Here is a 24,211-nt window from a genome sequence, read left to right on the forward strand (position 1 = left end):
TCATGAAGCAAAGACTTGTTGTCATAGGCGCGGGTATGGCCTCAGGCCGGGTGTTGGAACACCTGACCGACGCCGCGCCGGATGCGTTCGACATCACCCTGTTCAATGCCGAGCCGCGCGGGAACTACAACCGTATCATGCTCAGCCCGGTACTGTCGGGCGAGAAAACCTATGAAGAGATCGTCACCCATGACGACGCCTGGTATGCCGCGCGGGGCATTGCCTGCCGCTTTGGTGAAAAGGTCGCGAAGATCGACCGCGAGATGAAGGTGGTCGAAGGTCAGAACGGCCACGTTCCCTATGACAAGCTGGTGATTGCGACAGGGTCTAACCCGTTCATGATCCCTCTGCCAGGGCATGATCTGGAGGGTGTGATTGCCTACCGCGATCTGGAAGACACCATGCAGATGATGGGCATGGGCCCTGACAACAAGGTGGTCGTGATTGGCGGCGGCTTGCTGGGGCTCGAGGCCGCCGCGGGTATGGCTGCCCATGGCGTTGACGTGACGGTGGTGCATATCATGGGTCACCTGATGGAGCGACAGCTGGACGAGGCCGCAGGCTACCTGCTGAAGAAATCGCTGGAAGACAAAGGCATCAGGATTTGCCTGCATGCGAACTCTAAAGAAATCCTCGGACAGGACGGAAAGGTCCGCGCGCTGCTTCTGGACGACGGGACCGAATTGCCCTGTGATCTGCTTGTCATGGCCGTGGGTATCCGCCCCAACACAGCTCTGGCGCAAGAGGCTGGGCTGGCCACCGGGCGCGGTATCCATGTGGATGACCAGATGCTGACTTCGGATTCGGATGTCTTTGCGGTAGGTGAATGCGTCGAACATGACGGGGCGGTCTTCGGTCTTGTCGCGCCGCTTTACGATCAGGCGAAAGTGGCTGCGCAGGCTTTGTTGGGTGAAGAGGCTGCGTTTGCTCAGAAAACCCTATCGACCAAGTTGAAGGTCACCGGCTGCGATCTGTTCAGTGCGGGGGATTTTGCGGATGGGCCGGGGCGCGAGGATATCGTGTTCCGCGACCCCTCGCGCGGGGTCTACAAACGGCTTGTGATTGAAGAGGATCGGCTGGTCGGCGCGGTCATGTATGGTGACACCACTGATGGCAGCTGGTTCTTTGGCCTCATCAAAGACGGCGCCAGCGTAGAAGAAATGCGCGAGACGCTGATCTTTGGACCCGCATATCAGGGGGGCGACACTGCGGACCCTCTCTCAGCCGTTGCAGCATTGCCGCATGAGGCGGAGATTTGCGGCTGCAACGGCGTATGCAAAGGTGACATCGTCGAGGCGATCAATGCGGGGGCGGGTGATCTGGGCGCGGTGCGCACGACCACAAAGGCTAGCGCATCCTGCGGAACTTGCACAGGATTGGTTGAGCAATTGTTGCAGGTCACTCTGGGCGACGCGTTCCAGATGCCTGCCGCGCAGCCGGTCTGCGGATGCACCGACCTGACTCATGAGGATGTGCGACGCCTGATCAAAGGGCAGGAGTTAAAAAGTCAGGCTGCCGTCTGGCAGGAACTGGGTTGGACGACGCCCAATGGCTGCCATGTCTGTCGGCCCGCGATCAACTACTACCTGCTGGCCGACTGGCCGCTGGAATACCAAGACGACCCACAAAGCCGTTTCGTCAATGAACGCAAACACGCCAACATCCAGAAGGATGGCACGTTCAGCGTTGTACCGCGTATGTGGGGCGGGATCACCACGCCCGACGAACTGCGCGCGATTGCAGATGCGGCGGATAAATACGATGTTCCCACCGTCAAGGTCACGGGCGGTCAGCGGATCGATCTGCTGGGCGTCAAAGGCGAAGATCTGCCCGCCATGTGGTCAGACCTGAACAAAGCCGGGCTGGTCTCTGGCCACGCCTATTCCAAAGGTCTGCGCACGGTCAAAACCTGCGTCGGCACCGATCATTGCCGGTTTGGTACTCAGGACAGCACCGGGCTTGGCATAAAGCTTGAAAGAATCCTGTGGGGGTCGTGGACGCCGCACAAGCTGAAGCTGGCCGTATCTGGCTGCCCTCGAAACTGTGCCGAGGCGACCTGCAAGGACATCGGCGTGGTCTGCGTCGAATCTGGCTATCAGATCAGCATCGGCGGGGCCGCAGGGATGGATGTCAAAGAGACCGAGCTACTCTGTCAGATTCCCACCGAAGAAGAAGCGGTCGAGATCGTGATGGCCGTCACGCAAGCCTATCGCGAAGGCGGCAAGTATCTGGACCGTTTATATAAATGGCTGGGTAAGGTGGGCATGGACTGGGTCAAGGTGCAGGTCGTGGACGACCTTGAAAATCGCGCGGCCCTCGTCGCGCGGTTTGAACTGTCGCAAAACATCTACCGCAAAGACCCGTGGGCCGAACACGTCAAAGAGAAAGCGCAAACCTACGCGCCAATTGCAGATTTCACACTGGAGGCCGCAGAATGAGCTGGATCGACATCGGACATATCGACGAGGTTCCCTTGCGTGGGGCGCGTCTGGTCAAGACGCATATCGGCTGCATCGCTGTCTTCCGTACTGCCGAGGTGGAGGTCTATGCCGCGACCAACAGCTGTCCGCACAAGGGCGGTCCTTTGTCTGAGGGTATCGTGCACGGGCAGTCGGTGACCTGTCCTTTGCACAATTGGGTATTTGACCTGAATACGGGCGAGGCGCAAGGCGCGGATGATGGCCGCATCACCATCTATCCCGTGCGCATTGAAGACGACCGTATCCTGTTAGACGACAGCGCAGTTACCCGGCGGAGCGCCGCCTGATGGACGGAAGTGGTCTGCCTGAAGTTCGCTCGACTTGCGCCTATTGCGGGGTCGGCTGCGGTGTGCTTTTGCGGCCCGATGGGGCCGGAGGCTTGACCGTTCGCGGCGATCCGGATCATCCAGCGAATTTTGGGCGTTTGTGTTCGAAAGGATTGGCTTTGGGCGAAACAGTTGGGCTGGAACATCGGTTGCTGGCTCCTCGCGCCTTTGGCCGAGACACAGACTGGGACAACGCGTTGCAACTGGTCGCAGATCGGTTTTCTGCCGCAATCAAGAACCATGGACCGGACAGCGTGGCATTTTACGTCTCGGGGCAGTTGCTGACAGAGGATTATTACGTCTCCAACAAGCTGATGAAGGGTTTTATGGGGTCGGCCAACATCGACACCAATTCTCGACTGTGTATGGCGTCAACTGTGGCCGGACACAAACGCGCCTTTGGCACAGATACCGTGCCCGGGACTTATGAGGATCTGGATGAGGCTGATTTGGTTGTCTTGGTTGGCTCAAACCTCGCATGGTGCCATCCCGTTCTCTATCAACGCGTCATAGCTGCTCGTCAGGCGCGCGGTACGAAGATTGTGGTTGTCGATCCACGTCGAACTGCAAGCTGCGATCAGGCCGATCTCCATCTGGCGTTGCAACCCGGCAGTGACGTGGCATTGTTCAACCGCTTGCTGAGCAGAATTCACCAATCGGGGCATGTGGCACCGGATTTTCTGGATCGCAGCGTAGGATACACTGAAGCCCTTGAACTCGCACAGCTTGATGATCCGGATGAGACCGGACTTACCCCAGGTGAAATCGAAGCGTTTTGCGATCTGTGGATTGGAACCGAGCGGGTTGTTACGATTTTCAGTCAAGGCGTAAACCAATCCTCCAGCGGAACAGACAAAGTCAACGCGATCCTGAACTGCCATCTGGCTACGGGGCGCATCGGACGCGCAGGGATGGGCCCGTTCTCGGTTACCGGCCAACCGAACGCCATGGGTGGTCGAGAGGTCGGCGGTCTGGCCAACATGCTTGCGTGTCACCTGGATATCGAAAACGAGGCCCACAGAGCAGCCGTCCGGGACTTTTGGAAAGCGCCAATCCTGCCAGAAAAGCAGGGGCTCAAAGCTGTCGACATGTTTCGCGCCGTTAAAGATGGCCAGATCAAAGCACTTTGGATCATCCACACCAATCCAGCGGCCACGATGCCGGACGCCGATCGAGTCAAGGCGGCGATCAAAAACTGCCCATTCACCGTTGTAAGCGACCTGACTGCCCAAACAGACACCGCGCGTCTCGCAGACGTATTGCTTCCAGCAGCAGGATGGGGCGAAAAAAGCGGCACAGTAACCAATTCCGACCGCATGATCAGCAGGCAACGAGCCGTTCTGACCCCTCCGGAACAGGCACGTGCGGATTGGGATATCTTGGCCGAGGTTGGCCGCCGCATGGGTTGGGCCGAGGCCTTCAGCTATGAGTCTGCGGCGCAGATTTTTAGGGAATATGCGAACATGTCCTCGCTTGCCGTCTCATTTGGCAAAGATTTTGAGATTGCTGGCTTTTCGGACATCAACGACGAAGATTATGATGCGATGTGCCCGACACGATGGCCCACGGCATCGCGGAAAACTGACGGTCGTTTCTTCGGAGACGGGCAGTTTTTTCATCCTGATGGCAAGGCGCGGTTTGTGCCGGTCACCCATCGAACGCCCAAGGCAGAGCCATCAGAACGCTACCCTTTCCTGTTGAACACAGGGAGAAATCGGGATCAGTGGCACACCATGACCCGATCCGGATTGTCGCCTCGTTTATCGGCCCACCTTGCCGAGCCCTATTTGGAAATGAACCCAAAGGACGTTGATCAACTGGGGCTTGGTCCTGCCGATTTGGTCGAAGTTAGTAGTTCAGTCGGAAGCGGCATATTTCGGCTTCGCATTACGGAATCTATTGCGCGTGGCAATGTGTTTGCGCCCATTCATTGGACCGGAGAAACGGCACCGTCGGCCCGTGTAAACGAGATAATTCCTAGTGTAACTGACCCGATTTCTGGTCAGCCGGAAAGCAAATCAACAGCGGTATCTGTTCGACGTATGAGAGCAGCATGGTACGGTTTCGCCGTTTCAGCCGATGCAGCGTTCCCTGAAGCAGAGTATTCGGCGACAGCCAGAACAACCAACGGCTACAGGATGGAGTTGGCAGGGAACCAGATTATTGAAGACTGGGAAAAGACCGCTCGCGTTTGGTTTAGTTTACCGGATGCAACGGCGACTTCAGTAGAAGATCCCAAACGCGGCTCTTATAGAATTGCGCTGTCAGACGGTCAGCGCATTCCGGCAGTGCTCTTCGTCTCGCGCCGACCTATCACCCTGATGCGAGACTATTTGGCAACTTTGCCTGAGGTAACGCCTCAGCAGATTCTGTCTGGCCATTCATCTGTTGATTCTGAGGACTGCGGCCCAATCGTCTGTTCGTGTTTCGAAGTCGGGCTAAAAACCCTTATCCGCGCCATTCACGACAAGCGTTTGATCAATGTGGACGATATCGGAGACGCCCTTAGTGCGGGAACGAACTGCGGTTCATGCCGGCCAGAGTTGGCTGACTTGATCGCCGAGCATTCGAAATTGATCAGCAATAAGCCTAAGAAATGCCCGCATGAACAATTGGGGTAGTCTCAAGGTTCTTGATGCAGGACTGCAGTCTGTTTTGGTTGAGCAGAAATTTTCTTCTCTGACGCCACGCGCAATTGCAATGATACCGATCGACCAACCGCAGTTCAGGGCCGCGCTCGGAAGCGAGGCGACAAATGTCGCTGTTCGTTGAACAGGTTTGACAAATACTCGGTTGTCTGAGACGCTCCCAACACTCGCAAAGGATATTCTGACAATGGACCAGCATTCTTTCTGATCCCGCCGCGCGCTGACCTAAATGGCAGAATGCGCACCGAAACACTCCTGCGGAGGACTCTGACAATGGACACACGACGCTAGCCCCTTGTGGGCATTCGTAGTCGTGCATCTGCGCGACTTAAGCTTCTTTTTGTCATGAGGTGCAATATGCCCTTTAAGCCACCAAAAATCGCCCTTGTGCGAACCCTTCCTGCTGCGGAGGACACATCGAAATCTGCGAATCGTGTGAAGACCAAAGCCAAACCGCCGCGTGACCTGCGCATGAAAATGCCACGACGAACGGCCAAGCGGATGAACATGCCCGGGAAAGCGGGCGGTCGTTAGAAGCTGGTGCGGGGTGCGTTTTTTTTGCCCCGCACTTCTAATCTGAATGGCCAACGGAGAAGCGCGCACTAGAGCGTGCATTACAACCCAGTGTTTGAATTGAAGGTCGGTGCGTAACGGTTCGCGCGAAACTCTGGTATAACCGCTCAATTTATGCAGGTCTACGCTGGCGTTTGCGGCGAAGACAGCCTGTCTGACTTCACGCAACGTGACATCACCAACTTAAATACGCGATCGCTAATCAAGGCGGCATGCACTTTGCGGGGGTTCGCTGACGCATAGTCACTGTGCGTTTTGCGCTACTGGTGAGACTGATCCGATTTCCCACCTATGTCACGAAAGGAGACGACCGATGCTCGATAAATACACTATCCGCCAAGACGATATGCCGAAAGAGATGCGGTTTCTCTTGGAAAAATACCCGCGCGACAGCTGGGATGCGCACCCTGGGTTCAAAGAAAAAACCAAGCATTGGCTCGGCGCACACCTGATGTTCCACCACTTGGCGGAACGTATTCGATTGGACACGGAAAATGTGTTGAACAACGATTTGGGGTTGGACGATTATGCTGGGCGGCTGTCCCACTATGGCGGCAACCTGGTCGGGAGCCTGCATGGTCATCACGGCTGGGAAGATCGTAGCTATTTCCCTGAATTGTCGACTGCAGACCCGCGATTTGATGCGGGGCTTGAGCTTCTGGAACAGGATCACGCCGATCTGAACAAGGTGTTGGATGATTTCACCCGCGCAGCGAACCGTGTGATCAAACTGTCTGCTCTGGATGAGGCCCAAGCCTATGATGAGACCGGGCAGCTTCATGCGACAAGCGAAGCGATCAAAGCGTTTCTGGAACGCCACTTGAGTGATGAAGAAGAATTGGCCGTACCAATTATCTTGCATCACAGACTCAGAGGATGATGCTGACGTCATGACCGACACATCTACTGAAGAAGACCAGACTGCCATCACTGAGCGCCGCGCACGGGGTGAATTTGTGCGCGGCGTCAGCGGCTTTCGCCACTCCGTTGGCGATCCGGATTTTCCTGCAGAACCCAACCGATATCACCTGTTTGTGGCGCTGAATTGCCCGTGGTGTCATCGCGTGACCTTGGCGCGCAGTGTTCTGGGGTTGCAGGACGGCGTCACGATGGATGTGGCATTTCCCAACCGCACTGGCAAAGACGATCCAGAAGGACCGAACCTGTGGGAGTTCGCACCCAACCGCATTGCTTCGCTCACAAGCGAGACCTTGCCAGAGTGCACCGGAGAGACCGGAACTGGCAGAGGACTGCGCCTTGCCAAAGATATTTACCGTGCCGAAGGCTCCGAAGAACAATCCCTGCCGATCCTTTATGATAAGAAATCAGGCCAAATCGTGAGCAACGAAAGCGCCGAAATTATCCGCATGTTGGATGCCTCTGCAGAGTCCCTTGGCGGCACCATCCCAGCAAAGAGGCGCGTGAGGCTTTACCCGGACGACGAAGCACTGCGCCAACACATCCATAACTTGAATGACTTGATCTACACTGCGATCAACAACGGCGCCTACAAGGCCGGATTTTCGTCCGATCAAACGATCTATACGGCAGCATTTGACGCCTATTTCGAGGCACTTGAACAATTGGAGCAGCTCCTTTCTGATGGCAGGCCTTTTTTAACCGGCATTCACTTCACAGAGGCCGATCTGCGCCTGTTCCCTACGCTTTATCGCCATGATCCCGTCTACTATGTGCGGATGAAGCTTAACGGAGCGCGGATATTGGACTACCCATACTTATGGCGTTGGCTATGCCGTGTGTATGCACTGCCTGGCGTTGCAAACTCCGGATCCCTTGTGCATTGCCGCCAGGGATATTTCGGGCGCAGTTGGAATGGCGTTGTTCCCCGAGGGCCATCTAAACCAATGTCTTACCCTGAGGCCTATCTACGCCCTGATCTCGCAGTGCTGAAGGCATCGTCAGTTTAGTTTTTCATAATCTCGACCTTGAAACTGACATTGCTGCAAATGCAGCAGACTTGTTTTGCAAACGCAGACGAAGCGCGACCGTCTTCAAATGTTACTATTTTAGGGTCAGGTTGCCTTGATTTTCGCTTGCTGTATGGTTCACGGCTCCTAAAGCGGTGCGGTGACATAAGAGACCTCTATCAGCTAACCGACGAGTAGATGGCGAAGCTCGCCCCCTTCTCCACTAAGTCGCACGGCAAGCCTCGGGTTGATATCAAACGGGTGTTGAGCAAGAGCGCTGGCTATGATCCTGACCCCAATTTATCTTCCGCAGGCTTGCGGGCTACGGCCAGTTTCGTAAGTTGAGCGCCAGCATCAGAGAGGGTATGGAATGAGCTGGACCGAATATCTCGACACACACCAATCGCGCTTTGTTGAAGAGCTGTGCGACTTCATTCGTATTCCATCGGTATCAGCCAAACCCGAAAACGCGGGCGATGTTCGAAAGGCCGGGCAGTGGGTGGTTGATCGGTTGGTTATGGCGGGAATGGAAAACGTTCAGATGATGGAGACAGCAGGCCATCCGGTGGTCTGTGCCGATTGGCTGCATGCCGGGTCGGATGCGCCTACAATCCTGATCTATGGCCATTTTGACGTGCAACCAGCCGAACCATTTGAGCTCTGGTCCTCACCTCCGTTCGAGCCGACGATCCGCGGCGATCGGATTTACGGGCGTGGGGCGACCGACGACAAGGGTGCAATGTTAATACCGATCCTCGCGGCTGAGGCATTGCTGGCGAAGACTGGGAAGCTGCCTGTGAACGTGCGGTTTTTCTTTGAGGGCCAAGAAGAGATCGGATCGCCCGACCTTCCGCCCTTTATCGAGGCGAATCTCGACCGACTTCAGGCCGATATGATCTTTTCAGCCGATGGAAGTCAGTGGGATACCGAGACGCCGCAACTGGTTCTGGGTCTGAAAGGGCTCACCTCACTTGAGATCTCGGTTCAGAGCGCGAAATCCGATCTGCATTCTGGCATGCATGGCGGCGGCGTCGCAAATCCCGCGATGGCGCTTGCCCAGTTGCTGGCCAGTATGAAATCGACCAATGGTCGGATCACGGTGAATGGCTTCTACGACGATGTCATCGAGCTGACCGATGAAGATCGCACGGCAATTGCGCGGGTGCCTTGGGATGAAGCGGCCTATCTTGCCCAGACTGGAGCACCAGAGACCTTGGGCGAGCCAGGATATTCCACACGTGAAAATCTGTGGGCACGTCCGACGCTTGAGGTCAATGGGCTGACCAGCGGTTGGCAAGGGGAAGGCACAAAGACCGTTTTGCCCGCGGTTGCTTCGGCTAAGATCACGTGTCGCTTGGTCGCTAATCAGAGTCCTGAAAAGATCTTTGATCTGATCTCCGCCCATGTCGAGGCCGAATGCCCGCCGGGTGTCACCGCTCAGGTATCGCGCAACCCTGGGCGCGCGGACCCATTTCTTGTACCTGCTGGCCACAACGCAACTGCCATCGCGGGTCAGGTTCTCGAAGAGGTTTACGGCAAACCCGCTTATAAAACCCGCGTTGGTGGCTCGATCCCTGTGATGTCGACCTTACTGGACGAACTGGGTTTGCACGCTGTCATGTTTGCCTTTGGACATGAGGATGAAAACCAACATGCACCGGACGAGTTTTTCCGTCTGCCAACCTTCAGACGCGGCCAAACAGCTTACGCGCGGTTGATGGAACTGTTGGGCGAATAGTGCTAACAGCCAACATCGGTTCAACCGTTTTCACAAGCTTCCGACATCACTGCATGAGCGCGATCTATGACATGCCGCACCTCAGCAAGAAACCGATCTTCATGATGCGTGACGAGCCATTGATCATGTTCCAGATCGTCAATCAAAGGTGACACTGGTATCAGGCCCGGCTGCGTGTTTCCAATGAAAGTTGGCAGAACCGCTCGGGCAAGACCTGCATTTGCAAGCTCAAGCGCATTTTGTGGCGCCGTAACTTCGATGGCGTCGTCCTCTTGCGAATGCTCTCTCACCCATCTGGCCGAGGGTGTTTTGGACATCACGCGAACCCAGGTCGAAATGCTTTCATCCGCAGCATAGACTCCAAACCGAACTCGCCCGATCTTGCGACCGGCCAAGCCTATCTCTTCTGGCCGGTGATTTCGAATACCAATCGCGGCTTCCCTGTGCCCGATGTTCAGTAGGTCTTCTGACGAGATGAAACGCAGCCGAACTGACATTGATCCCGTAAGTCTTCCGACAGCGCTGATCAAAATCCTTGTCACCCAGGTCCCGGCCGAAATTTTAACCAACGGTGGTGAGGTGGCAAGGCCGCTTTCCGTGACAGGTAGGACACGCGCTTCGATGCGTTCGACTTTTTTCAACAGCGCTTGTCCGTCCTCAGTCAGATCGTACCCACGCGGTTTACGGTGAAACAACTCAGTTCCCAGATTGCGTTCCAACTCGATCATGCGCCGACCCAGTGTGGGTGCGCTCTTGCCGGTCTGTTCAGCTGCTGGCCCAAGCCCGCCCGCTCTGGCAACCGCAAGAAAAAGCCGCAGGTTGTCCCAGTCAAAGTAGCTTTCATACATGAAATGAAACTTACATTTTATATTGTTGATGAAAAGACTGTGATGGCGTTTCTTCTGAAGTATCAGTCAGGAGACTCACACATGAACTTTCTCGAAACCGAAATCTCACCCCTTGGCATGGGGTGCTGGCCGATTGGTGGCAAAATGTATTGTGGCGAGCAGTCGTTGGGTTACACCCGATCGGACGACGGTGTCTCCATTCGTACAATCCACGCCGCATTGGATGGTGGAATCACACTTTTTGACACCGCTGCCGCCTATGGCGCGGGGCATTCGGAACGTTTGTTAGGCAAAGCGCTCAAGCATCGACCCGACACCCTGATTGTCACAAAGATTGGGGTTGGGATCGATGAAGCGAGCAGGCAGATTTCATTTGACCCCTTCACCCCAGCTCAGGTTGGCCCTGCCCTAGATGGGTGTCTGTCGCGGCTGGAACGGGATCGGATTGATCTCTTGCTGTTGCATGTGAACGATATGCCAATAGACCAGGCCGAGGCCGTGTTTGACGAACTGGGCCGTTTAAAAGAGGCGGGGAAGTTGCGCGCCTATGGTTGGAGCACTGACTATTCCCAAAACGCCAGGACGGCCTCGTCCAGGGATGGTTTCAAGGCGGTCGAATACGTGATGAACGTCTTTTTCGATGCGCCTCGCATGCAACAGGTTGTCCAAGAGGAAGGACTGTTGTCCCTTATCCGCTCACCACTTGCGATGGGGCTGCTTTCAGGGAAGTACCATCAGAATACCGTTATCGCATCGGATGATGTGCGCGCATCCGGCGAAAGCTGGATGGAGTACTATACGGATGGCAGGGCAAATCCAGACTTCATGCGACAACTCGATGCGGTTCGCGATTTACTGACTACAAATGGCCGAACGCTTGTGCAGGGGGCTCTCGGGTGGATTTGGGGCCAATCTGAAACATACATACCGATTCCAGGCGCTCGGACAGAAGAACAAATTGAGGGTATATCAGCGGCATTGACCTTCGGTGCCTTGCCGGTTGCAGCAATAAACGAAATAGAAAGCTTGATAACGCGTAACCCCCACGCCCCAGACCGCCCTAGGTAGCTTTCAGAACTGTATCGATACTGTGCGCTTGCCGCCAATGTCGGCAACGCGGGCTGCCAACGCAGCATTTCAATTTTCTGTTCAAGGTCTGCTATGGGCCTAACCCGTCTAAACGCTGCTGGTGACTTTCAACGCCGACATTCGCAAAGCGGACAGCAATCCGATCAAGTGTTTCTTGTTCTTTGCGCTGTACTTGGCCGCTGTTGAAGAGCGCTGGATAAAATCCGCGTACTGATCAACAGTCAGGTCACAGCTTTCAATCGCACTCGAATACGGCTCCAGGACACGCGCGATGATCTCGGTGTTTCGCTTTGCGCCGGCCTCCAGCTCATTCTGACTTGTCGAAGTTACGCCAGCGATGATGTCCTCGGCATTGGGCGAAGACTGCAAGAAATCATAGTGCTCAATGACGGCATATTTGAAGACGATATCAAGTTGTGCTCCAAGTCCGTCAGCTTTTTTAAGACCGGCCTCGATATCCAGAACGACTCTGTCTGCCAGCGACCGGATCGTAGCCTGCAGCACCTCATCCTTGTTTGCGAATGCTTTGTATAGTGTTTGCCGCGAGATGCCCGCTTCATGGGCGATGTCGTTCATGCCCGTTCGCTTCACGCCGTAGCGAAGAAAAAGCTGCTTCGCGGCTTCGAGGATATAGTCGTAGCGATCTTCCATGATTTACATATTGACAAATGAGCGCTTAGTGTCAATATTGACAATCACTCACAATATGTCAATTTGTCAGGATGCGAGATGTCTAACCAATCTGGAAAAGTCGCGATCGTCACCGGTGCAAACAATGGAATCGGGTTTGAAACGACAGTCGGTATGGCCGAAGCAGGTTTTCACGTCGTCATGGCGTGCCGCAGCCTTGAAAAGGCCGCAGCCGCCAAAGCAAACGTTCTCGCGCGAATTCCTTCCGCATCAATCGACATCCTCGTGCTGGACTTAAGTGATTTGACTTCGGTTCGCGCGTTCGCTGAGGCTTTCCGCGCCCGGTACTCCAAGCTGGATGTGCTGATAAACAACGCGGGTATTCTGCTTTACTCAGCTCAAACAAATGCTGACGGTGTCGAGTTGCAATTCGCAACCAACCACCTGGGACATTTTCTGCTGACCGCACTGCTGATCGACATGTTCCTGGACGACCCCGCATCGCGGATCGTCTCGCTTTCCAGTATCGCCCACAAGAACGCGAACATTCACTTTGACGATCTTACATGCGACCGGGACGGTGGTGTCGCTTACGGTCAATCAAAGCTCGCCTGCCTTCTGTTCGGCGACGAACTGGACCGTCAACTCAAGGCTTCGGGCAAGTTGCTGAAGTCGCTAACTGTGCATCCGGGCGGGTCGGACTCCGGTCTGTTCAACGATTTGGACGAAGAAACGCGCGCTAACATGAAGGCACAAGTCGAACAACTTCTGCACTCCAATGAAGAAGCTGCGAGGCCAACTCTGTTCGCCGCTTTGTCTGATCAGGTCAAAGGCGGCGAGTACTACGGCCCTACGGGCCCCGAAGAAATGAGTGGCAAGACCGGGGTCGCGATCCGCAATCCAATTTGCGAAGACCACGGTTTGGCCAAACGTTTGTGGCGTCTCTCGGAAGAGATGACCGACCAGACATTCACGATCTGAGGGACGGGGATGAACAGGTTCATGCAGCGACTCTCGCGGGGGTTCGAGTATCTGATCGTGCTCGCCTCAGCTATCATGTTGGGCTGGGGACTTCTCGGGTTTCTTGAATACTTCACCGGGCTGGCGCCGCTTATGCCTTTGCAAAACGCGACCTTTCCGCCGGGCATGCAAACTCTCCATTGGATATTGATCACCGCTTCGGGTGCCACCTATCTGGCCGGATACGTCCTGCGCTGGAGCGTCACTCCGATTGCCATGCTGGTCATGTTCACCGCGCTTGTCACGATGTGTGCTGTGCAAACCTTAGACATGTTGGAAAATCCGGATCGCTACCGGAACTTCGCCCAGGAATGTGTCAATTACATCATCATCTCGATCTACCTTTTTCGATCCAAGCGCATGCGGGATCGTTTTGGGCAGATCACAATTCAGGGCGGGGATCGCGTATCACCACAGAACGCCTGAGACCTCAAAGGAAGGATTGTCATGGAAACCGGATCATCGGAAAAAGTGAGCCTCTCACATTACAAAATCCACACCGATATTGTGATCGATGCGCCGCCGGACGTGGTCTGGTCGGCGTTGACCGACACGCCAAACTACAAGGACTGGGCGGCGTTCCTTGTGGGCATCCACGGAGAGATCAAGGATGGATCGACAATCACCGTAGACTTTCAGCTTGATTCATCAAAGGAGAAACTGACCACCTTGGATCATACCATCTCGGTCGTGCAGGGGACGGAGTTTTTCTGGGCTGAGAAGGGGCTGGGTGGCATTCGCGATAACCACCACTTTTGTGTTGAGCCGTTGGAGGGTGGCAAAACTCGCTTCTTACAATCCGATGAAATCATGGGGGGCATCACTTTCCTGATGGGCGGACGATTGGCAAAGATGTATGTGGAAGGTTACCAAGCTTTCAATCGCGGCTTGAAAGCCGAGGCAGAGCGCCGTGCCCAATTCACCTGACAAGACAACACGACCACTTGGCCGCGTCTTGCTGACCGGTGCGACGGGGATGGTGGGTTCCTCGGCACTTGCGGCATTGCTGAACGAAAAAACTGCGCGCGAAATCGTGTCACTTGGGCGCAGGCCATGCAATATGAATCAACCAAAGCTGACCGATGTGAGGTTTGCAGCATTCGGCGATACCCAAGCCATCGAAGCCTATCTTGATGGCATCGACACCGTCTTCCATTGCCTTGCCACTTATTCCGCGCGCGTCAGTCGAACAGAATACGAGGAAATCACAGTCGATTGGATGCGCGCTTTGCTGGTGGCTTGCGAGAGGTCTGCGCCCGGTGTGACGTTCTGCTTGTTTTCCGCTCAAGGCGCTGGGTCTGTTGGCGGCGGCATGTCCTTTGCTTTGAAGATTAAGGGCGAAGCGGAGAGCAAGCTATTTGCATCTGACCTCGAAAGGAAATTCGCCTTTCGTCCAGGCTATATTGCGCCGTCGGGGCCGAGGAACACGTGGAAGAAGGGTGATTATCTTCTCAAACCGCTCCAAAGGCTGATGCCGTCCATCGGTGTAACTTCCGATGAATTGGCTCATGCCATGCTTCAAACTGCGATGCACGATCCTCGTCGTACTGCTGTTCTTGAAAACGGTGAGTTGCGTACATTGCTCGGATGAGGCTGCGGTTGCGCCTCGAGTTGTTTAGTTTTCAACAGAGGTCTTTCAATTCCCGATTCTGGGAAGCCTCAATGCAGCATTCAAATCCCGCACGGACGGCGGCTCTGGGCCGCCTTCAACCCAACCGTTTCTTGAACCTTAAAGTGGCCGCCAACAATCCGAATGCCGCAAATCCAATCATCCAGAGAATTCCCCAGCGCAACTCGTATAGCGACGCGTCACGCAGGACCACGCCGCGGATCATGTCCATAAAATGAGTGGCGGGCAGAACCTGAGCAATCATCTGGACTGGTTGCGGCATGCCGTCGAAGGGGAACATAAAGCCCGACATCAGGATCGATGGCAGCAGAACAAAGATAGTCATCTGCATTGATTGCAATTGGTTCTGCGCAAGCGTGGAAATCACCAGCCCAAGCGACAGGCTGGCGATGATGAACAACAAAGTCACCACAAGCAAAGTGCCCAATCCGCCGTTTATCGGGACATCGAAAAGGACATGCCCGAGGCCGAGGATGATTGCGACCTGTATCAGGCCCAGAAAGATATAGGGGATGATCTTCCCGATCATCAGTTCGATCGATTTGATCGGGGTGTTGATCAGCATCTCCATATTGCCCCGTTCGCGTTCGCGGACGATGGCGGCTGAAGTGAACAGGATCATCGTCATGGTCAGGATCACGCCGACAAGACCTGGCACGATATTGACTGCTGATCGCTGTTCAGGGTTGAAGTAAAGCGTCACCTCGAAGGTAGGCACCTGCCGGTTTGGTGGTTGTTTCAGCAGTTCTGTCAAAGGCATCGTGCGCAGGGATTTGATTGCGCTGGCCACCATCGTGTCCGAGCCATCGACGATCCAATGGGCAACCGGTCGGCTGCTGGTCTTGTCCGTTGCGTTGGGCAGGCCCAGCCCGACAGACGGGCTTCGGGCAAGGCGTTGGCTGACGTCTGATGGGATGATAAGCGCGGCGCGCACGCGGGATTCAGTGATCGCGCGCTCGGCTTCTAGTGGGGTTGTTAGATGTTCGGTGATGGTTACGACCTGCGTGGCCTGAACGATCTGCGCCAATGTTCGGGACAACTCGGTTCCGGACTTGTCCACCAGTGCGACAGGCACATGGCGCAGGTTGGTGTTGATCGCATAGCCAAACAGCAGCAGTTGGATCAGGGGGATCATAATCACCATGGCAAAGGTCATCCGATCCCGCCGAAGTTGTAGCAGCTCTTTCTTCAATACAGCAGCGATGCGGCGTGGCGAGATCACTGTTTTGGCCCCCGTGTGGCGCTGACGAACACGTCTTCCAGATTTGGTCGCTGCGGGGTCAGGGACAGGTCGGGAAACGCAGCAAGTTGGCCGCGCAACATGTCCACCGGCTGAGGTTCGGATTTGTCCACCAGCACACGCAGCCGCGATCCGACTTGCGCGGTCGACAGGATCATGGGCTGGACGTCCAACGCGTGTTTGACCTTGCGCAGGTCCGGGCCTTCAACTTCGACAACATCGGCCTGCAGATCATCCATCAACTCACGCGGAGAGCCGTCCGCCTTCTTCACCCCGTGTTGCAAGATCGCCAACCGGTGGCAGCGTTCGGCCTCGTCCATGAAATGGGTCGAGACGATCATCGTCGCGCCCTGATCGACCAGATCGAACAGCTGTTCCCAGAAAGTGCGTCGGGTTTCTGGGTCAACGGCCGAGGTCGGTTCATCCAGAAACAACAGTTTTGGTCGGTGCATGACGGTCGCTGCAAGGGCGAGTTTTTGTCTTTGCCCGCCGCTCATGCTGCCGCTGAGCTGATCAATGTTGGTTGTCAGGTCATAGGTGTGCAGCAGTTCTTCAATTCGGTCCTTGGCCGACTTCACTGGAATGCCATAAATTTCTGCCGCGAACCGAAGGTTCTCCAGCACTGTCAGGTCGCGGTAATACGAGAAGATCTGGGTCATGTACCCGATCTCATTTTTTAACGGCTCAGCCGCTTCGGGCATTGATCGGCCCAAAACCGAAATTGCCCCGCTGCTGGGGGTCAGTAGGCCGGTCAGCATGCGCATGGTGGTTGTCTTGCCGCAGCCGTTGGGGCCGAGAAACCCGTATATCTGGCCCATTCGGATTTCGAGGTCCAGATTGTTGACTGCGGTGTTTTCCCCAAACCGACGGGTCAGCCCCTGCGTCGAGACGACGATTTCACTCATGGCATGGGGACCTGCACTGGCACTCCGGCGGGCAGGTCGGGTGTTGCAGTGGGCAAGTCAATCTCGGCCAAATAGACAAGGCGCGTGCGGTCGTCCTTGTTCAATCCGTAATAGGGGGTGAAGGACGCGTCGTCGCTGATCCAGCGGATCACGCCGTCCAGCGGATCGGCCAGCCCGTCAATGCGTACTTCCAGCGTGTCGCCGGGTTTCAGATTGACGCGATGCGGCTCGGGCACATAGACGCGCGCGTAAGGCGTCTGGCCCGTGACCATCACGGCAACCGGGCTGCCGGATGTTACCCGCTCGCCCAAATTCCACGGCAGGGAATCCAGCACGCCGTCGCGGGTGGCCGTAACCGTCAAGTCGTCCAGAACTGTTTGCTCGGCGGAAACCAACGCTTCGGCGGCCCGTACGTTGGCTTCGGCAACCGCCAGGTCTTCGGGTCTGGTCCCGTTCTGCAACTCTTTAAGCGATTCCTGAGCGCTGGCCAGTTCAGCTCGCGCGGAATCGCGCAGGGCCAGATCATTTGCTACCTGCGCTTCGGTCACGACCGAGTTTTCGACCAGTCTGGCGTTTCGGTCATAGATGGCTTCGGCATCGGCAAGGCGTGCAACAGCGCCCGCGACTTTGGCCTCGGCTATCGCAATCTCCTCCTGTCGCGGCCCCACCTGCAGCTTCAGAAGCGTGGCCTGCGCCTTTTCCAGTTCAGCCTGCGCCAGTGCCAGTTTTGAGCTTTGCAATGTTGGATCAAGCTGAACCAGCGTGTCGCCTGCCTTGACCACGGCACCTTCGGCAATAGGCAAATCGACGACGATTTCACTGGCTGTCGCGGTCAAGGCCACCCGGTCGCGCGCCAATACGCCCAAAGCGACGCTGGTATCAGACCCGGAGCACCGGTCCAGAAAGGCGGGCAGTACAGCCGCCAGAATCAAAGGGATGGGGGTCGTCAGATTCAACAGGGTTTCCCTCCGGTGTTTGGCCTTTGAACGTATTGGGTGATAGTTAAAGCATAAAATCAGGAAATCTGATTTATGTATACGGCTCAGCCGCTACACGTGGCAGCACGGGGTCATGCGGGCAATCGCGCCAACCACTCCTCCAGCTTTTCTCCGATCAGATGGGGGTTATCTTCCTGTAGGAAATGAATGCCTTTGCCGATATCCACCGCTTCGAGGTTCTGGATGGTCTGATGGCACCAGGCGACCTCTTTTGTCCCGATGGTGCCTCCGGGCGTGGCGTGGAACATCAGCATCGGGGTTTGCGTTTCTCCCAACCAACGGCTGTTGGCGCTGACGATCTCATGAACGTCAGAAGGCGTGCCATCGATCGGAATCTCGCAAGGCCACACACGAACCGGCTTGCGACTTCGTGCTGTGGGAAAGGGCGCACGGTACTGCGACATTTCTTGCGGTGCCAGATCACGTACTATGGCGCTTGGCAGGATTTTCTCGACGAACATATTCAGGCCCGAGATCATCATCCATCCCAGACCCGGCGTCCGCATCAAGCGAAACCCGGTGCGGAAATCGGGCGGAAATCCCGCCCAACTCATCGGGCGGACCACGCCCTCCATGAACACGATGCCGCGGATGTTCTCGGGATGTCGGTGCGCATAGTGAAACCCCAATGCCGAGCCCCAGTCATGAATGACGAGCGTTACGTCCTCTAACCCCAGCGCCTCGATGAATCCGTCAACGTAGGGAACGTGGTCGACAAAGCGGTAGGGAATATCCGGCTTATCCGATTTGCCCATGCCGATCAGATCCATCGCGATAGCGCGGCCCTGCCCGGCGGCATAGGGAATGATGTTGCGCCACAGATAAGACGAGGTGGGATTGCCGTGCAGAAACAGAACCGGCGAGCCGTCGCCTTCCTCGACATAGTGAATGCGCTGCCCATTCACCTCGACATATTTCGAGTCAAACGGGAAGTCGGGTGAGATCTCTTGTTCGGTACTCATTGAGCCACTCTTTCTGCATTGCAAGTCTCTTCGATCAGACCCAGCGCCTCACCATACCATGCAGGTCGGGACGCCCAGCCAACGATCGCGTTAACGGGTTGGGACGGCGGGCAGGACAAGCTGCCAACGGGGACAATCAGAAACTTGCCGTTTTGAGTCTCGAATGGCAGCGTCGTCCCGCAGTTCCGGCAGAACACCCGGCGTACTTGGGAATTGGGCACGTCGAAGGTGGTCAGCATGTCTTTGCCTTCCAGCCATACGATCTGATCGGGCGTGGTGAACGCATTCGCAACATGGGCCGAGCCCGAGGCCTTTTGGCAGAAGCTGCAATAGCAGAGTTTGAAGGCGGCCATGTTGTCCTGCACCCGAAAGCGCACCGCGCCGCAGATACAATGGCCGTCGATCGTGTTTGGGCGACTCATCGGAACACCTCAGCCGCGATATGCGAAATAGGCGCGGGCAGAGGCCGTGAACGTCAGGCCCATGCTGATGATCGCGATGATAAAGCCGATGACCGCCGTTGCCGGGATCGAGACCAGAAAATCAACGGCAATCGCTGCGCGGATACCGACCAGGCTGCGCCTGAGGATGGATGCGATGATGCAGGCAAAAGTCACCATATATCCCAGCATCGTATAGAGCATCAGGTTGGCGGCTTGGGGGCCTGCCAGTTCTCCGACCTGCAGCCCGTAGAATTTGAACGCGGCGAAGAAGCCAAGGGCCAGCAGGATTTTCAGCGCGTTCAGAATAAAGATGGCGCGCAGTGTTACGGGCTTTGAGGCCCCGGTTGTCGGGTCGATGGCGGTCATGTCAGGTCTCCGTTTGACGTGGGGCCATGTGGCATTTGCAGCCGTGCGCCCGCAATGCTATCCAAGTGGATAGGAATTTATTACTATCCATGCGGATAGAAAAAGCAAGGAGAAATCTGTGGCGCGCAAACGCAAGACGGATCACGACAGTGCTGTGGCAGGCGCTTTGGACCTGTTTTGGCGGCGGGGATACCATGGTGCCAGCACGCGGGAACTGGAGCAGGAGACCGGGCTAACTCGGTTCACACTGCAAACCACCTATGGCGGAAAAGAGAAGTTTTTCCTAAAGACACTTGATACTTATCTGGACAATGCCGAGGCTCGGCACTTCCCCGACCCCGACACCTATTCGCTGAATGACCTCAGCGATTGGTTCCAGGGTATCGCCTCGGCAGAACGTATGCCGAAGATCGAGGATGCGGGGTGCCTTGCCTTCAATTCGATCAGTTCGTTTCACCGCACTGACCCCGAGGTGAATGCCCGAATCGAGAGATACCTCACCGCCCTGGAAGGACGGTTTGCGGCGATCCTCAGCCGCGCCAAATTAGAAGGGGCCGTGCGCATCGATGTTGACCCGGATGAGGCGGCAAAGCTGCTGATCGGCCTGTTGCTGGGACTTCATACGATCATGAAAGCCCGGACATCCGACCAGTTCCCAAGGAGCTATGCAGACGCGGCGGTTGGGTTGATCAATGGGTGGAGAAATTTGTAAGCGATGAAATATGCAGGCGTGATCGGCTGCCATAATCTGACATCAAAAGACTAACACTCGAACGAACGTGATATCTAAGGCACGCAATGGGAAACAATTAACGTGACCACCTGCAGAGCGAGCATTACGCGTCTGTAGCGAATGTCTGGAAGTGCGCTGCCATTGCAGCATGTCCAGTGGCCGCTTTGGACCGCTAGTTAGCTCCCCGACCATATGCTACTGCGGAAGCCTGGCGCTATGAAAACCGGAGTGCGTCTATTGGTCGAGATTTTTCACCGTCTGAGACGGCAACTCCGCATAGGATGCGTCATAGAAATAGGTCAGCCAAATCGACCACCCATCGAAGAGTATATCGGAAATCCCACGCGAATGAGACCCGACGCTCAGCGGATCTACGGACCCATCAGTTCCAACGCGCAAGAGCCTCGCATTCGGGTACTTCTCGTGACCCCGGTAACCCCCGACAACAATTGTGCCGTTCACGACTTCAACGGATTCCAAGTTACCAAAGCCGGTTGAAACAGCTACAGCAGTATCTCCGTTGCCTGAATGCGGAACCCAATACAAAGCGCTGTCCCAGGCGTCGTCGCTGCCCCAGGACACAGCGTAAATACCTGTCTCTGCGATTGCAAAGCGGGCGAGACCACTGATGCGCAAAGCGCCGAGGTGAGGTTGAATTTGTCCGGTTTGGGCTGCGACCGATAGGAATGCGCCGCGCCCAAAATCACTCACAAGAAGGGTGTCGTCGTCGAGGGCTTCGATATCGTAGAGAAAAACACCATCGTCATCGAGAGCCTGACGCCAGTTTACCGTGCCATCCGAAGCGGTAGAAATGACCTCATTGCCATCCACAATGACAATCTGGTTGCCGGAACGCACCATCCCTGTTGGGTTGCGCAGACCTTGCCCATCTGAGAGTTTGATTTCTTCGGTCGCGCCATCAGGAGTGAGCTTGTAGAGCCCGCCGTTAGTGGCGTCTGAGCTGAACTCTTCATCTGGCCCACCCGGTCCAATCGATACGGTATAGACATCATTTCCCATCGGCAAAACGGCTTCGGTAAAGGGCGGCAGCTCCTGTTCGGCGACAACAGGTAAGGCCGTGGTGCAAGTGAACAATAGCGAAAGAACTCTCATCTCAAATATTTCTCCGGTGTATCTGTGCCTTGATGTTGCCGCCCGTTTTTCCGGCAATGATTGTTCCGGGGCGGCGTCAATGAACCGAGCGGTTTGCATCAAAGGGTTCGATTGGAGGCAAGAAAGTGCGGAGCCAGAGCATTGACGGCGGCATCAATGATCAACGGGTCTTCGTAAAACTGAAGCTGGTTGGCGCCGTCGATCCAATACAGCGTCTTCTTTTCTGACGCGATTTCTTCAAAAATGCGGCGGGGAATGACCTGACCGCTTGCCGCTCTGTCGCCATGGATCATCAATACAGGCAGGCTCAGTTGAGGGGCTGTTTCGTCGATCCGCCAGCCCCAAATGCCAGCTTCGCTCATCGCGGTGATGCGGTTTTCCCAACCCCCTTTGAAAGTCAGCCAAGGGGCCCTGTTATCCCATGGTAGGTACCAGTCTGCGATGGCTGTTGCGGTCAGAAGGGCATCCTCAGAGCCGACGATTGGGATGTAGCTTGCTTCCCCCGTTTTTTCGAATTCGGTGGCTGCTTTGGCCGCGCGATCCATGCGTGCTTCAACCTCGGCATCACTGCCAAGGTACATTCTGGCGGTTTCCTCAGTTAGATAGTGGCCCGCAACAACCCCGAGAGAGGCCACGCGACCGTCTGTCACCGCTGTTTCAATCGCCCAGTTGACGCCCTGACAAATCCCGAGAAGATGAAGCCGGTTTGCGTCGATGCCTTCTTGGTTTGCGAGAAAACCGAGGGCGGCTTGGCAGTCTTCAACCTTGGCTTCACCAGACTCGTAGCGTCGGGGTGTGCCCGAGCTTTCTCCGTGATAGCGTGGATCGAATATCAGAACGGCCAGCCCGCGCGATGCCAGGCGGGTTGCATATTGCACCGGTGACTGTTCCTTGACGAATGCAACAGGGCCGATGATCACAACGGCCGGGTGAGGTCCTTCCGAAGCAGGTCTCAACAACTTTCCAACAAGGGTTTCCCCAGAGCTGTCAAAGGACACTGTTTCAACATCATAAGAGCCAAATGCCGATTGATCTGGGTCACCGGATGCCTCCGCTGTGCTAGCGCGGGCGGCGAAAGCTCCGCTCAAGGATGTTGCAATCGCGATTGAGTTGAACATGCGTCGTGTAATCACTGCTGCTGCCCTTTCGTATACAGTTTGATGGTCTCGACAACCAAACGATCTTGGATCTAGCGCCCCGATCTGGGGGGGCGCCCTGTTAGGCTTCACTTGTCAGTTAACTCGCGACGGGCATAATTGGGATGACGCAAACAGCATGATGAGCATGCAAAAAATGAATGACATTTTAACTTCTCTGGATGTTAGGACTCTACGGTTCCTGCAGCTCCTGCTTCGCACAAGCAGCGTGACACGCACGGCAATACATCTGGGGATCAGCCAGCCCGCCGCCAGTCGAATACTCGCCCGGGTACGCGACCTTATTGGAGATCCGGTGCTGATCCGAACGCAGTCCGGATACCAATTAACGGATCATGCTCTGGGCTTGAATGAACCGGTCGATGCTGCCCTGTCAGCGATAGCTGACGTCTTCCAGCCTTCCGCCTTTGATCCAGCACAGTCCAACTATTGCTACCGCATCGCTTCGACAGATTACGGCGTCGCGGCTGTCCTGGGACCCATGATGGAGGTCTTTGCCGTTACCGCACCAGCAATAAGGTTCGATGTCTCGCCACTGGTGCCGCAAAGCTTTACCGATTTGGAAAAAGGAGCAATTGATCTGCTGCTATACGCGGAATTGGATGCCAGGAACGATTTACTTGTTCAGAAGCTATTTGATGAAACCTACGAAATCCTGTTCCGACAAGGCCATCCGCTTGAAGAACATGCGTCATCAAAACGGGCACTTACTCCGCAAGACGTTTCAGCTTACCGGTTAATCGAGTTCAGTTTTCCGGGCACTTCGGGTCTGAAACCCGATACGATCATGAGGGAAAAAGGAGATGGTTCGAATGCTGTGTTCCAGCAGCCTTACTTCACCACATTACCTTTTTTGGTAGGACAGACGGATGCAGTTGCAGCTGTCCCCAAGCGGCTGGCAAAGCAAGTCCAGAAATTGACCTCTCTTTGTTCAGCTCCGTTTCGGCCGAGTTGTGGCTTCCCTTATTTTCTTGTCCGCCACGAGCGTAGCCGCTTCAATCCAGCGATCAATTGGCTAAGGGAACAAGCATTAGAGATCGCCAAGTCCAACTGATCAGATGTTCGAGCTGGAATGATAGTTTGCACGTGAGATCTTCGAAGTACACAAAGGCCATCCAAATCAGCACCCGCCCTTGGGTCCTGACGAAACCACAATCCATAGATGGCAGGTCTGTTGGGCTAAGCTGCAACATCGTCCGTTACAGTTACATCTCCGCTCAGAGCCGTTCCCCAGATCATCGTCTACTTTCCAGCTTCGCGATTGCAGCGAACGACAGCTTTGACGGTCAGCACCGCGAGAAGGTGACCAGGGTCGAACGGAAGGAATGGGCCGTTTGCAGCGCACGTATTTGATGCTAATTGGCGTGATCCATGAAGTTCATCC

The 24,211-nt window shown here is 55.5% G+C and carries 23 protein-coding genes; 13 read left to right on the forward strand and 10 right to left on the reverse strand.

Annotation, left to right across the window (positions count from 1 at the left end):
• The first annotated feature begins 2 nt into the window (after positions 1 to 2).
• From nirB to ACR0NE_RS17065, 6 genes are all read left to right on the forward strand, one after another.
• Positions 3 to 2,438 (forward strand): nitrite reductase large subunit NirB, encoded by a 2,436-nt coding sequence (gene nirB / locus ACR0NE_RS17040; protein WP_170597660.1) that lies wholly within the window; start codon positions 3 to 5, stop codon positions 2,436 to 2,438.
• Entirely contained in the window at positions 2,435 to 2,767 is a 333-nt protein-coding gene (nirD, locus tag ACR0NE_RS17045) for a nitrite reductase small subunit NirD (RefSeq protein WP_170392822.1), read from the forward strand. The genes nirB and nirD overlap by 4 nt, the downstream gene beginning before the upstream one ends.
• Positions 2,767 to 5,427, forward strand: coding sequence for a nitrate reductase (locus ACR0NE_RS17050; RefSeq protein WP_170597662.1), 2,661 nt, complete (start codon positions 2,767 to 2,769; stop codon positions 5,425 to 5,427). The genes nirD and ACR0NE_RS17050 overlap by 1 nt, the downstream gene beginning before the upstream one ends.
• Before the next feature lie 913 nt (positions 5,428 to 6,340).
• On the forward strand, positions 6,341 to 6,907 hold the full coding sequence (locus tag ACR0NE_RS17055; protein ID WP_170392824.1) for a hemerythrin domain-containing protein: 567 nt from the start codon (positions 6,341 to 6,343) through the stop codon (positions 6,905 to 6,907).
• Positions 6,908 to 6,917: 10 nt separating this feature from the next.
• Complete coding sequence (locus tag ACR0NE_RS17060) at positions 6,918 to 7,955, forward strand: glutathione S-transferase C-terminal domain-containing protein (protein WP_170392825.1); 1,038 nt, start codon at positions 6,918 to 6,920, stop codon at positions 7,953 to 7,955.
• Positions 7,956 to 8,325: 370 nt separating this feature from the next.
• Positions 8,326 to 9,693 (forward strand): dipeptidase, encoded by a 1,368-nt coding sequence (locus ACR0NE_RS17065; protein WP_170597664.1) that lies wholly within the window; start codon positions 8,326 to 8,328, stop codon positions 9,691 to 9,693.
• A gap of 20 nt (positions 9,694 to 9,713) precedes the next feature.
• Here ACR0NE_RS17065 and ACR0NE_RS17070 read toward each other — a convergent pair whose 3' ends face one another.
• Positions 9,714 to 10,541, reverse strand: coding sequence for a LysR family transcriptional regulator (locus ACR0NE_RS17070; RefSeq protein ID WP_170597666.1), 828 nt, complete (start codon positions 10,539 to 10,541; stop codon positions 9,714 to 9,716).
• A gap of 81 nt (positions 10,542 to 10,622) precedes the next feature.
• On the opposite strand from ACR0NE_RS17070, the gene ACR0NE_RS17075 reads away from it, so the two are divergent.
• On the forward strand, positions 10,623 to 11,609 hold the full coding sequence (locus ACR0NE_RS17075; RefSeq protein ID WP_170597667.1) for an aldo/keto reductase: 987 nt from the start codon (positions 10,623 to 10,625) through the stop codon (positions 11,607 to 11,609).
• Between the two features lie 108 nt (positions 11,610 to 11,717).
• Here the strand turns inward: ACR0NE_RS17075 and ACR0NE_RS17080 are convergent, their stop codons facing one another.
• Complete coding sequence (locus ACR0NE_RS17080) at positions 11,718 to 12,281, reverse strand: TetR/AcrR family transcriptional regulator (protein WP_170567357.1); 564 nt, start codon at positions 12,279 to 12,281, stop codon at positions 11,718 to 11,720.
• Between the two features lie 78 nt (positions 12,282 to 12,359).
• Here ACR0NE_RS17080 and ACR0NE_RS17085 point away from each other — a divergent pair, with 78 nt between their 5' ends.
• Genes ACR0NE_RS17085 through ACR0NE_RS17100 form a run of 4 tightly spaced genes read left to right on the forward strand, consistent with a single transcriptional unit; the run spans position 12,360 to position 14,871 of the window.
• A complete protein-coding gene (locus ACR0NE_RS17085) occupies positions 12,360 to 13,241 on the forward strand; it encodes an oxidoreductase (protein ID WP_170597669.1) in 882 nt (293 codons plus the stop codon).
• A 21-nt stretch (positions 13,242 to 13,262) separates the two neighbouring features.
• The gene (locus tag ACR0NE_RS17090; RefSeq protein WP_170597671.1) at positions 13,263 to 13,706 is read left to right on the forward strand and encodes a hypothetical protein; all 444 of its coding nucleotides are present in this window, start codon (positions 13,263 to 13,265) and stop codon (positions 13,704 to 13,706) included.
• Positions 13,707 to 13,727: 21 nt separating this feature from the next.
• Positions 13,728 to 14,207: an SRPBCC domain-containing protein gene (locus tag ACR0NE_RS17095; RefSeq protein ID WP_170597673.1), complete on the forward strand. Its 480-nt coding sequence runs from the start codon at positions 13,728 to 13,730 to the stop codon at positions 14,205 to 14,207.
• 28 nt (positions 14,208 to 14,235) lie between these two features.
• The gene (locus tag ACR0NE_RS17100) at positions 14,236 to 14,871 is read left to right on the forward strand and encodes an NAD-dependent epimerase/dehydratase family protein (RefSeq protein WP_170597675.1); all 636 of its coding nucleotides are present in this window, start codon (positions 14,236 to 14,238) and stop codon (positions 14,869 to 14,871) included.
• A gap of 115 nt (positions 14,872 to 14,986) precedes the next feature.
• On the opposite strand, the gene ACR0NE_RS17105 is transcribed toward ACR0NE_RS17100, so the two are convergent.
• From ACR0NE_RS17105 to ACR0NE_RS17130, 6 genes are all read right to left on the reverse strand, one after another.
• Entirely contained in the window at positions 14,987 to 16,132 is a 1,146-nt protein-coding gene (locus ACR0NE_RS17105) for an ABC transporter permease (protein WP_170597677.1), read from the reverse strand.
• Complete coding sequence (locus tag ACR0NE_RS17110; protein WP_170597679.1) at positions 16,129 to 17,055, reverse strand: ABC transporter ATP-binding protein; 927 nt, start codon at positions 17,053 to 17,055, stop codon at positions 16,129 to 16,131. Before ACR0NE_RS17110 ends, ACR0NE_RS17105 begins: the two co-directional genes overlap by 4 nt.
• Entirely contained in the window at positions 17,052 to 18,011 is a 960-nt protein-coding gene (locus ACR0NE_RS17115) for an HlyD family secretion protein (RefSeq protein ID WP_480459782.1), read from the reverse strand. Before ACR0NE_RS17115 ends, ACR0NE_RS17110 begins: the two co-directional genes overlap by 4 nt.
• A 113-nt stretch (positions 18,012 to 18,124) precedes the next feature.
• Positions 18,125 to 19,015 carry a haloalkane dehalogenase gene (locus tag ACR0NE_RS17120; RefSeq protein WP_170597681.1) on the reverse strand — a complete coding sequence of 297 codons (891 nt, stop codon included), beginning with the start codon at positions 19,013 to 19,015 and terminating at the stop codon, positions 18,125 to 18,127.
• Positions 19,012 to 19,437 carry a GFA family protein gene (locus tag ACR0NE_RS17125; protein ID WP_170597683.1) on the reverse strand — a complete coding sequence of 142 codons (426 nt, stop codon included), beginning with the start codon at positions 19,435 to 19,437 and terminating at the stop codon, positions 19,012 to 19,014. The genes ACR0NE_RS17120 and ACR0NE_RS17125 overlap by 4 nt, the downstream gene beginning before the upstream one ends.
• A 9-nt stretch (positions 19,438 to 19,446) precedes the next feature.
• Positions 19,447 to 19,824: a hypothetical protein gene (locus tag ACR0NE_RS17130; protein WP_170597685.1), complete on the reverse strand. Its 378-nt coding sequence runs from the start codon at positions 19,822 to 19,824 to the stop codon at positions 19,447 to 19,449.
• 118 nt (positions 19,825 to 19,942) lie between these two features.
• Here ACR0NE_RS17130 and ACR0NE_RS17135 point away from each other — a divergent pair, with 118 nt between their 5' ends.
• Complete coding sequence (locus tag ACR0NE_RS17135; protein ID WP_170597687.1) at positions 19,943 to 20,536, forward strand: TetR family transcriptional regulator C-terminal domain-containing protein; 594 nt, start codon at positions 19,943 to 19,945, stop codon at positions 20,534 to 20,536.
• A 255-nt stretch (positions 20,537 to 20,791) separates the two neighbouring features.
• On the opposite strand, the gene ACR0NE_RS17140 is transcribed toward ACR0NE_RS17135, so the two are convergent.
• Together ACR0NE_RS17140 and ACR0NE_RS17145 are read right to left on the reverse strand one after the other, a co-directional pair.
• Positions 20,792 to 21,670: a hypothetical protein gene (locus ACR0NE_RS17140; protein WP_170597689.1), complete on the reverse strand. Its 879-nt coding sequence runs from the start codon at positions 21,668 to 21,670 to the stop codon at positions 20,792 to 20,794.
• A gap of 98 nt (positions 21,671 to 21,768) precedes the next feature.
• On the reverse strand, positions 21,769 to 22,758 hold the full coding sequence (locus ACR0NE_RS17145; protein ID WP_170597691.1) for an alpha/beta hydrolase: 990 nt from the start codon (positions 22,756 to 22,758) through the stop codon (positions 21,769 to 21,771).
• 187 nt (positions 22,759 to 22,945) lie between these two features.
• Here ACR0NE_RS17145 and ACR0NE_RS17150 point away from each other — a divergent pair, with 187 nt between their 5' ends.
• Entirely contained in the window at positions 22,946 to 23,881 is a 936-nt protein-coding gene (locus tag ACR0NE_RS17150) for a LysR family transcriptional regulator (protein WP_170660571.1), read from the forward strand.
• Positions 23,882 to 24,211 lie beyond the last annotated feature (330 nt).

The sequence above is a fragment of the Ruegeria sp. C9 genome (genome assembly GCF_056537585.1).

Bases quoted from the DNA above. Each gene is read 5' to 3' on its own strand.
- nirB (WP_170597660.1), top strand. From the start codon at position 3: ATGAAGCAAAGACTTGTTGTCATAGGCGCGGGTATGGCCTCAGGCCGG.
- nirD (WP_170392822.1), top strand. From the start codon at position 2,435: ATGAGCTGGATCGACATCGGACATATCGACGAGGTTCCCTTGCGTGGG.
- ACR0NE_RS17050 (WP_170597662.1), top strand. From the start codon at position 2,767: ATGGACGGAAGTGGTCTGCCTGAAGTTCGCTCGACTTGCGCCTATTGC.
- ACR0NE_RS17055 (WP_170392824.1), top strand. From the start codon at position 6,341: ATGCTCGATAAATACACTATCCGCCAAGACGATATGCCGAAAGAGATG.
- ACR0NE_RS17060 (WP_170392825.1), top strand. From the start codon at position 6,918: ATGACCGACACATCTACTGAAGAAGACCAGACTGCCATCACTGAGCGC.
- ACR0NE_RS17065 (WP_170597664.1), top strand. From the start codon at position 8,326: ATGAGCTGGACCGAATATCTCGACACACACCAATCGCGCTTTGTTGAA.
- ACR0NE_RS17070 (WP_170597666.1), bottom strand. From the start codon at position 10,541: ATGTATGAAAGCTACTTTGACTGGGACAACCTGCGGCTTTTTCTTGCG.
- ACR0NE_RS17075 (WP_170597667.1), top strand. From the start codon at position 10,623: ATGAACTTTCTCGAAACCGAAATCTCACCCCTTGGCATGGGGTGCTGG.
- ACR0NE_RS17080 (WP_170567357.1), bottom strand. From the start codon at position 12,281: ATGGAAGATCGCTACGACTATATCCTCGAAGCCGCGAAGCAGCTTTTT.
- ACR0NE_RS17085 (WP_170597669.1), top strand. From the start codon at position 12,360: ATGTCTAACCAATCTGGAAAAGTCGCGATCGTCACCGGTGCAAACAAT.
- ACR0NE_RS17090 (WP_170597671.1), top strand. From the start codon at position 13,263: ATGCAGCGACTCTCGCGGGGGTTCGAGTATCTGATCGTGCTCGCCTCA.
- ACR0NE_RS17095 (WP_170597673.1), top strand. From the start codon at position 13,728: ATGGAAACCGGATCATCGGAAAAAGTGAGCCTCTCACATTACAAAATC.
- ACR0NE_RS17110 (WP_170597679.1), bottom strand. From the start codon at position 17,055: ATGAGTGAAATCGTCGTCTCGACGCAGGGGCTGACCCGTCGGTTTGGG.
- ACR0NE_RS17120 (WP_170597681.1), bottom strand. From the start codon at position 19,015: ATGAGTACCGAACAAGAGATCTCACCCGACTTCCCGTTTGACTCGAAA.
- ACR0NE_RS17125 (WP_170597683.1), bottom strand. From the start codon at position 19,437: ATGAGTCGCCCAAACACGATCGACGGCCATTGTATCTGCGGCGCGGTG.
- ACR0NE_RS17130 (WP_170597685.1), bottom strand. From the start codon at position 19,824: ATGACCGCCATCGACCCGACAACCGGGGCCTCAAAGCCCGTAACACTG.
- ACR0NE_RS17140 (WP_170597689.1), bottom strand. From the start codon at position 21,670: ATGAGAGTTCTTTCGCTATTGTTCACTTGCACCACGGCCTTACCTGTT.
- ACR0NE_RS17150 (WP_170660571.1), top strand. From the start codon at position 22,946: ATGATGAGCATGCAAAAAATGAATGACATTTTAACTTCTCTGGATGTT.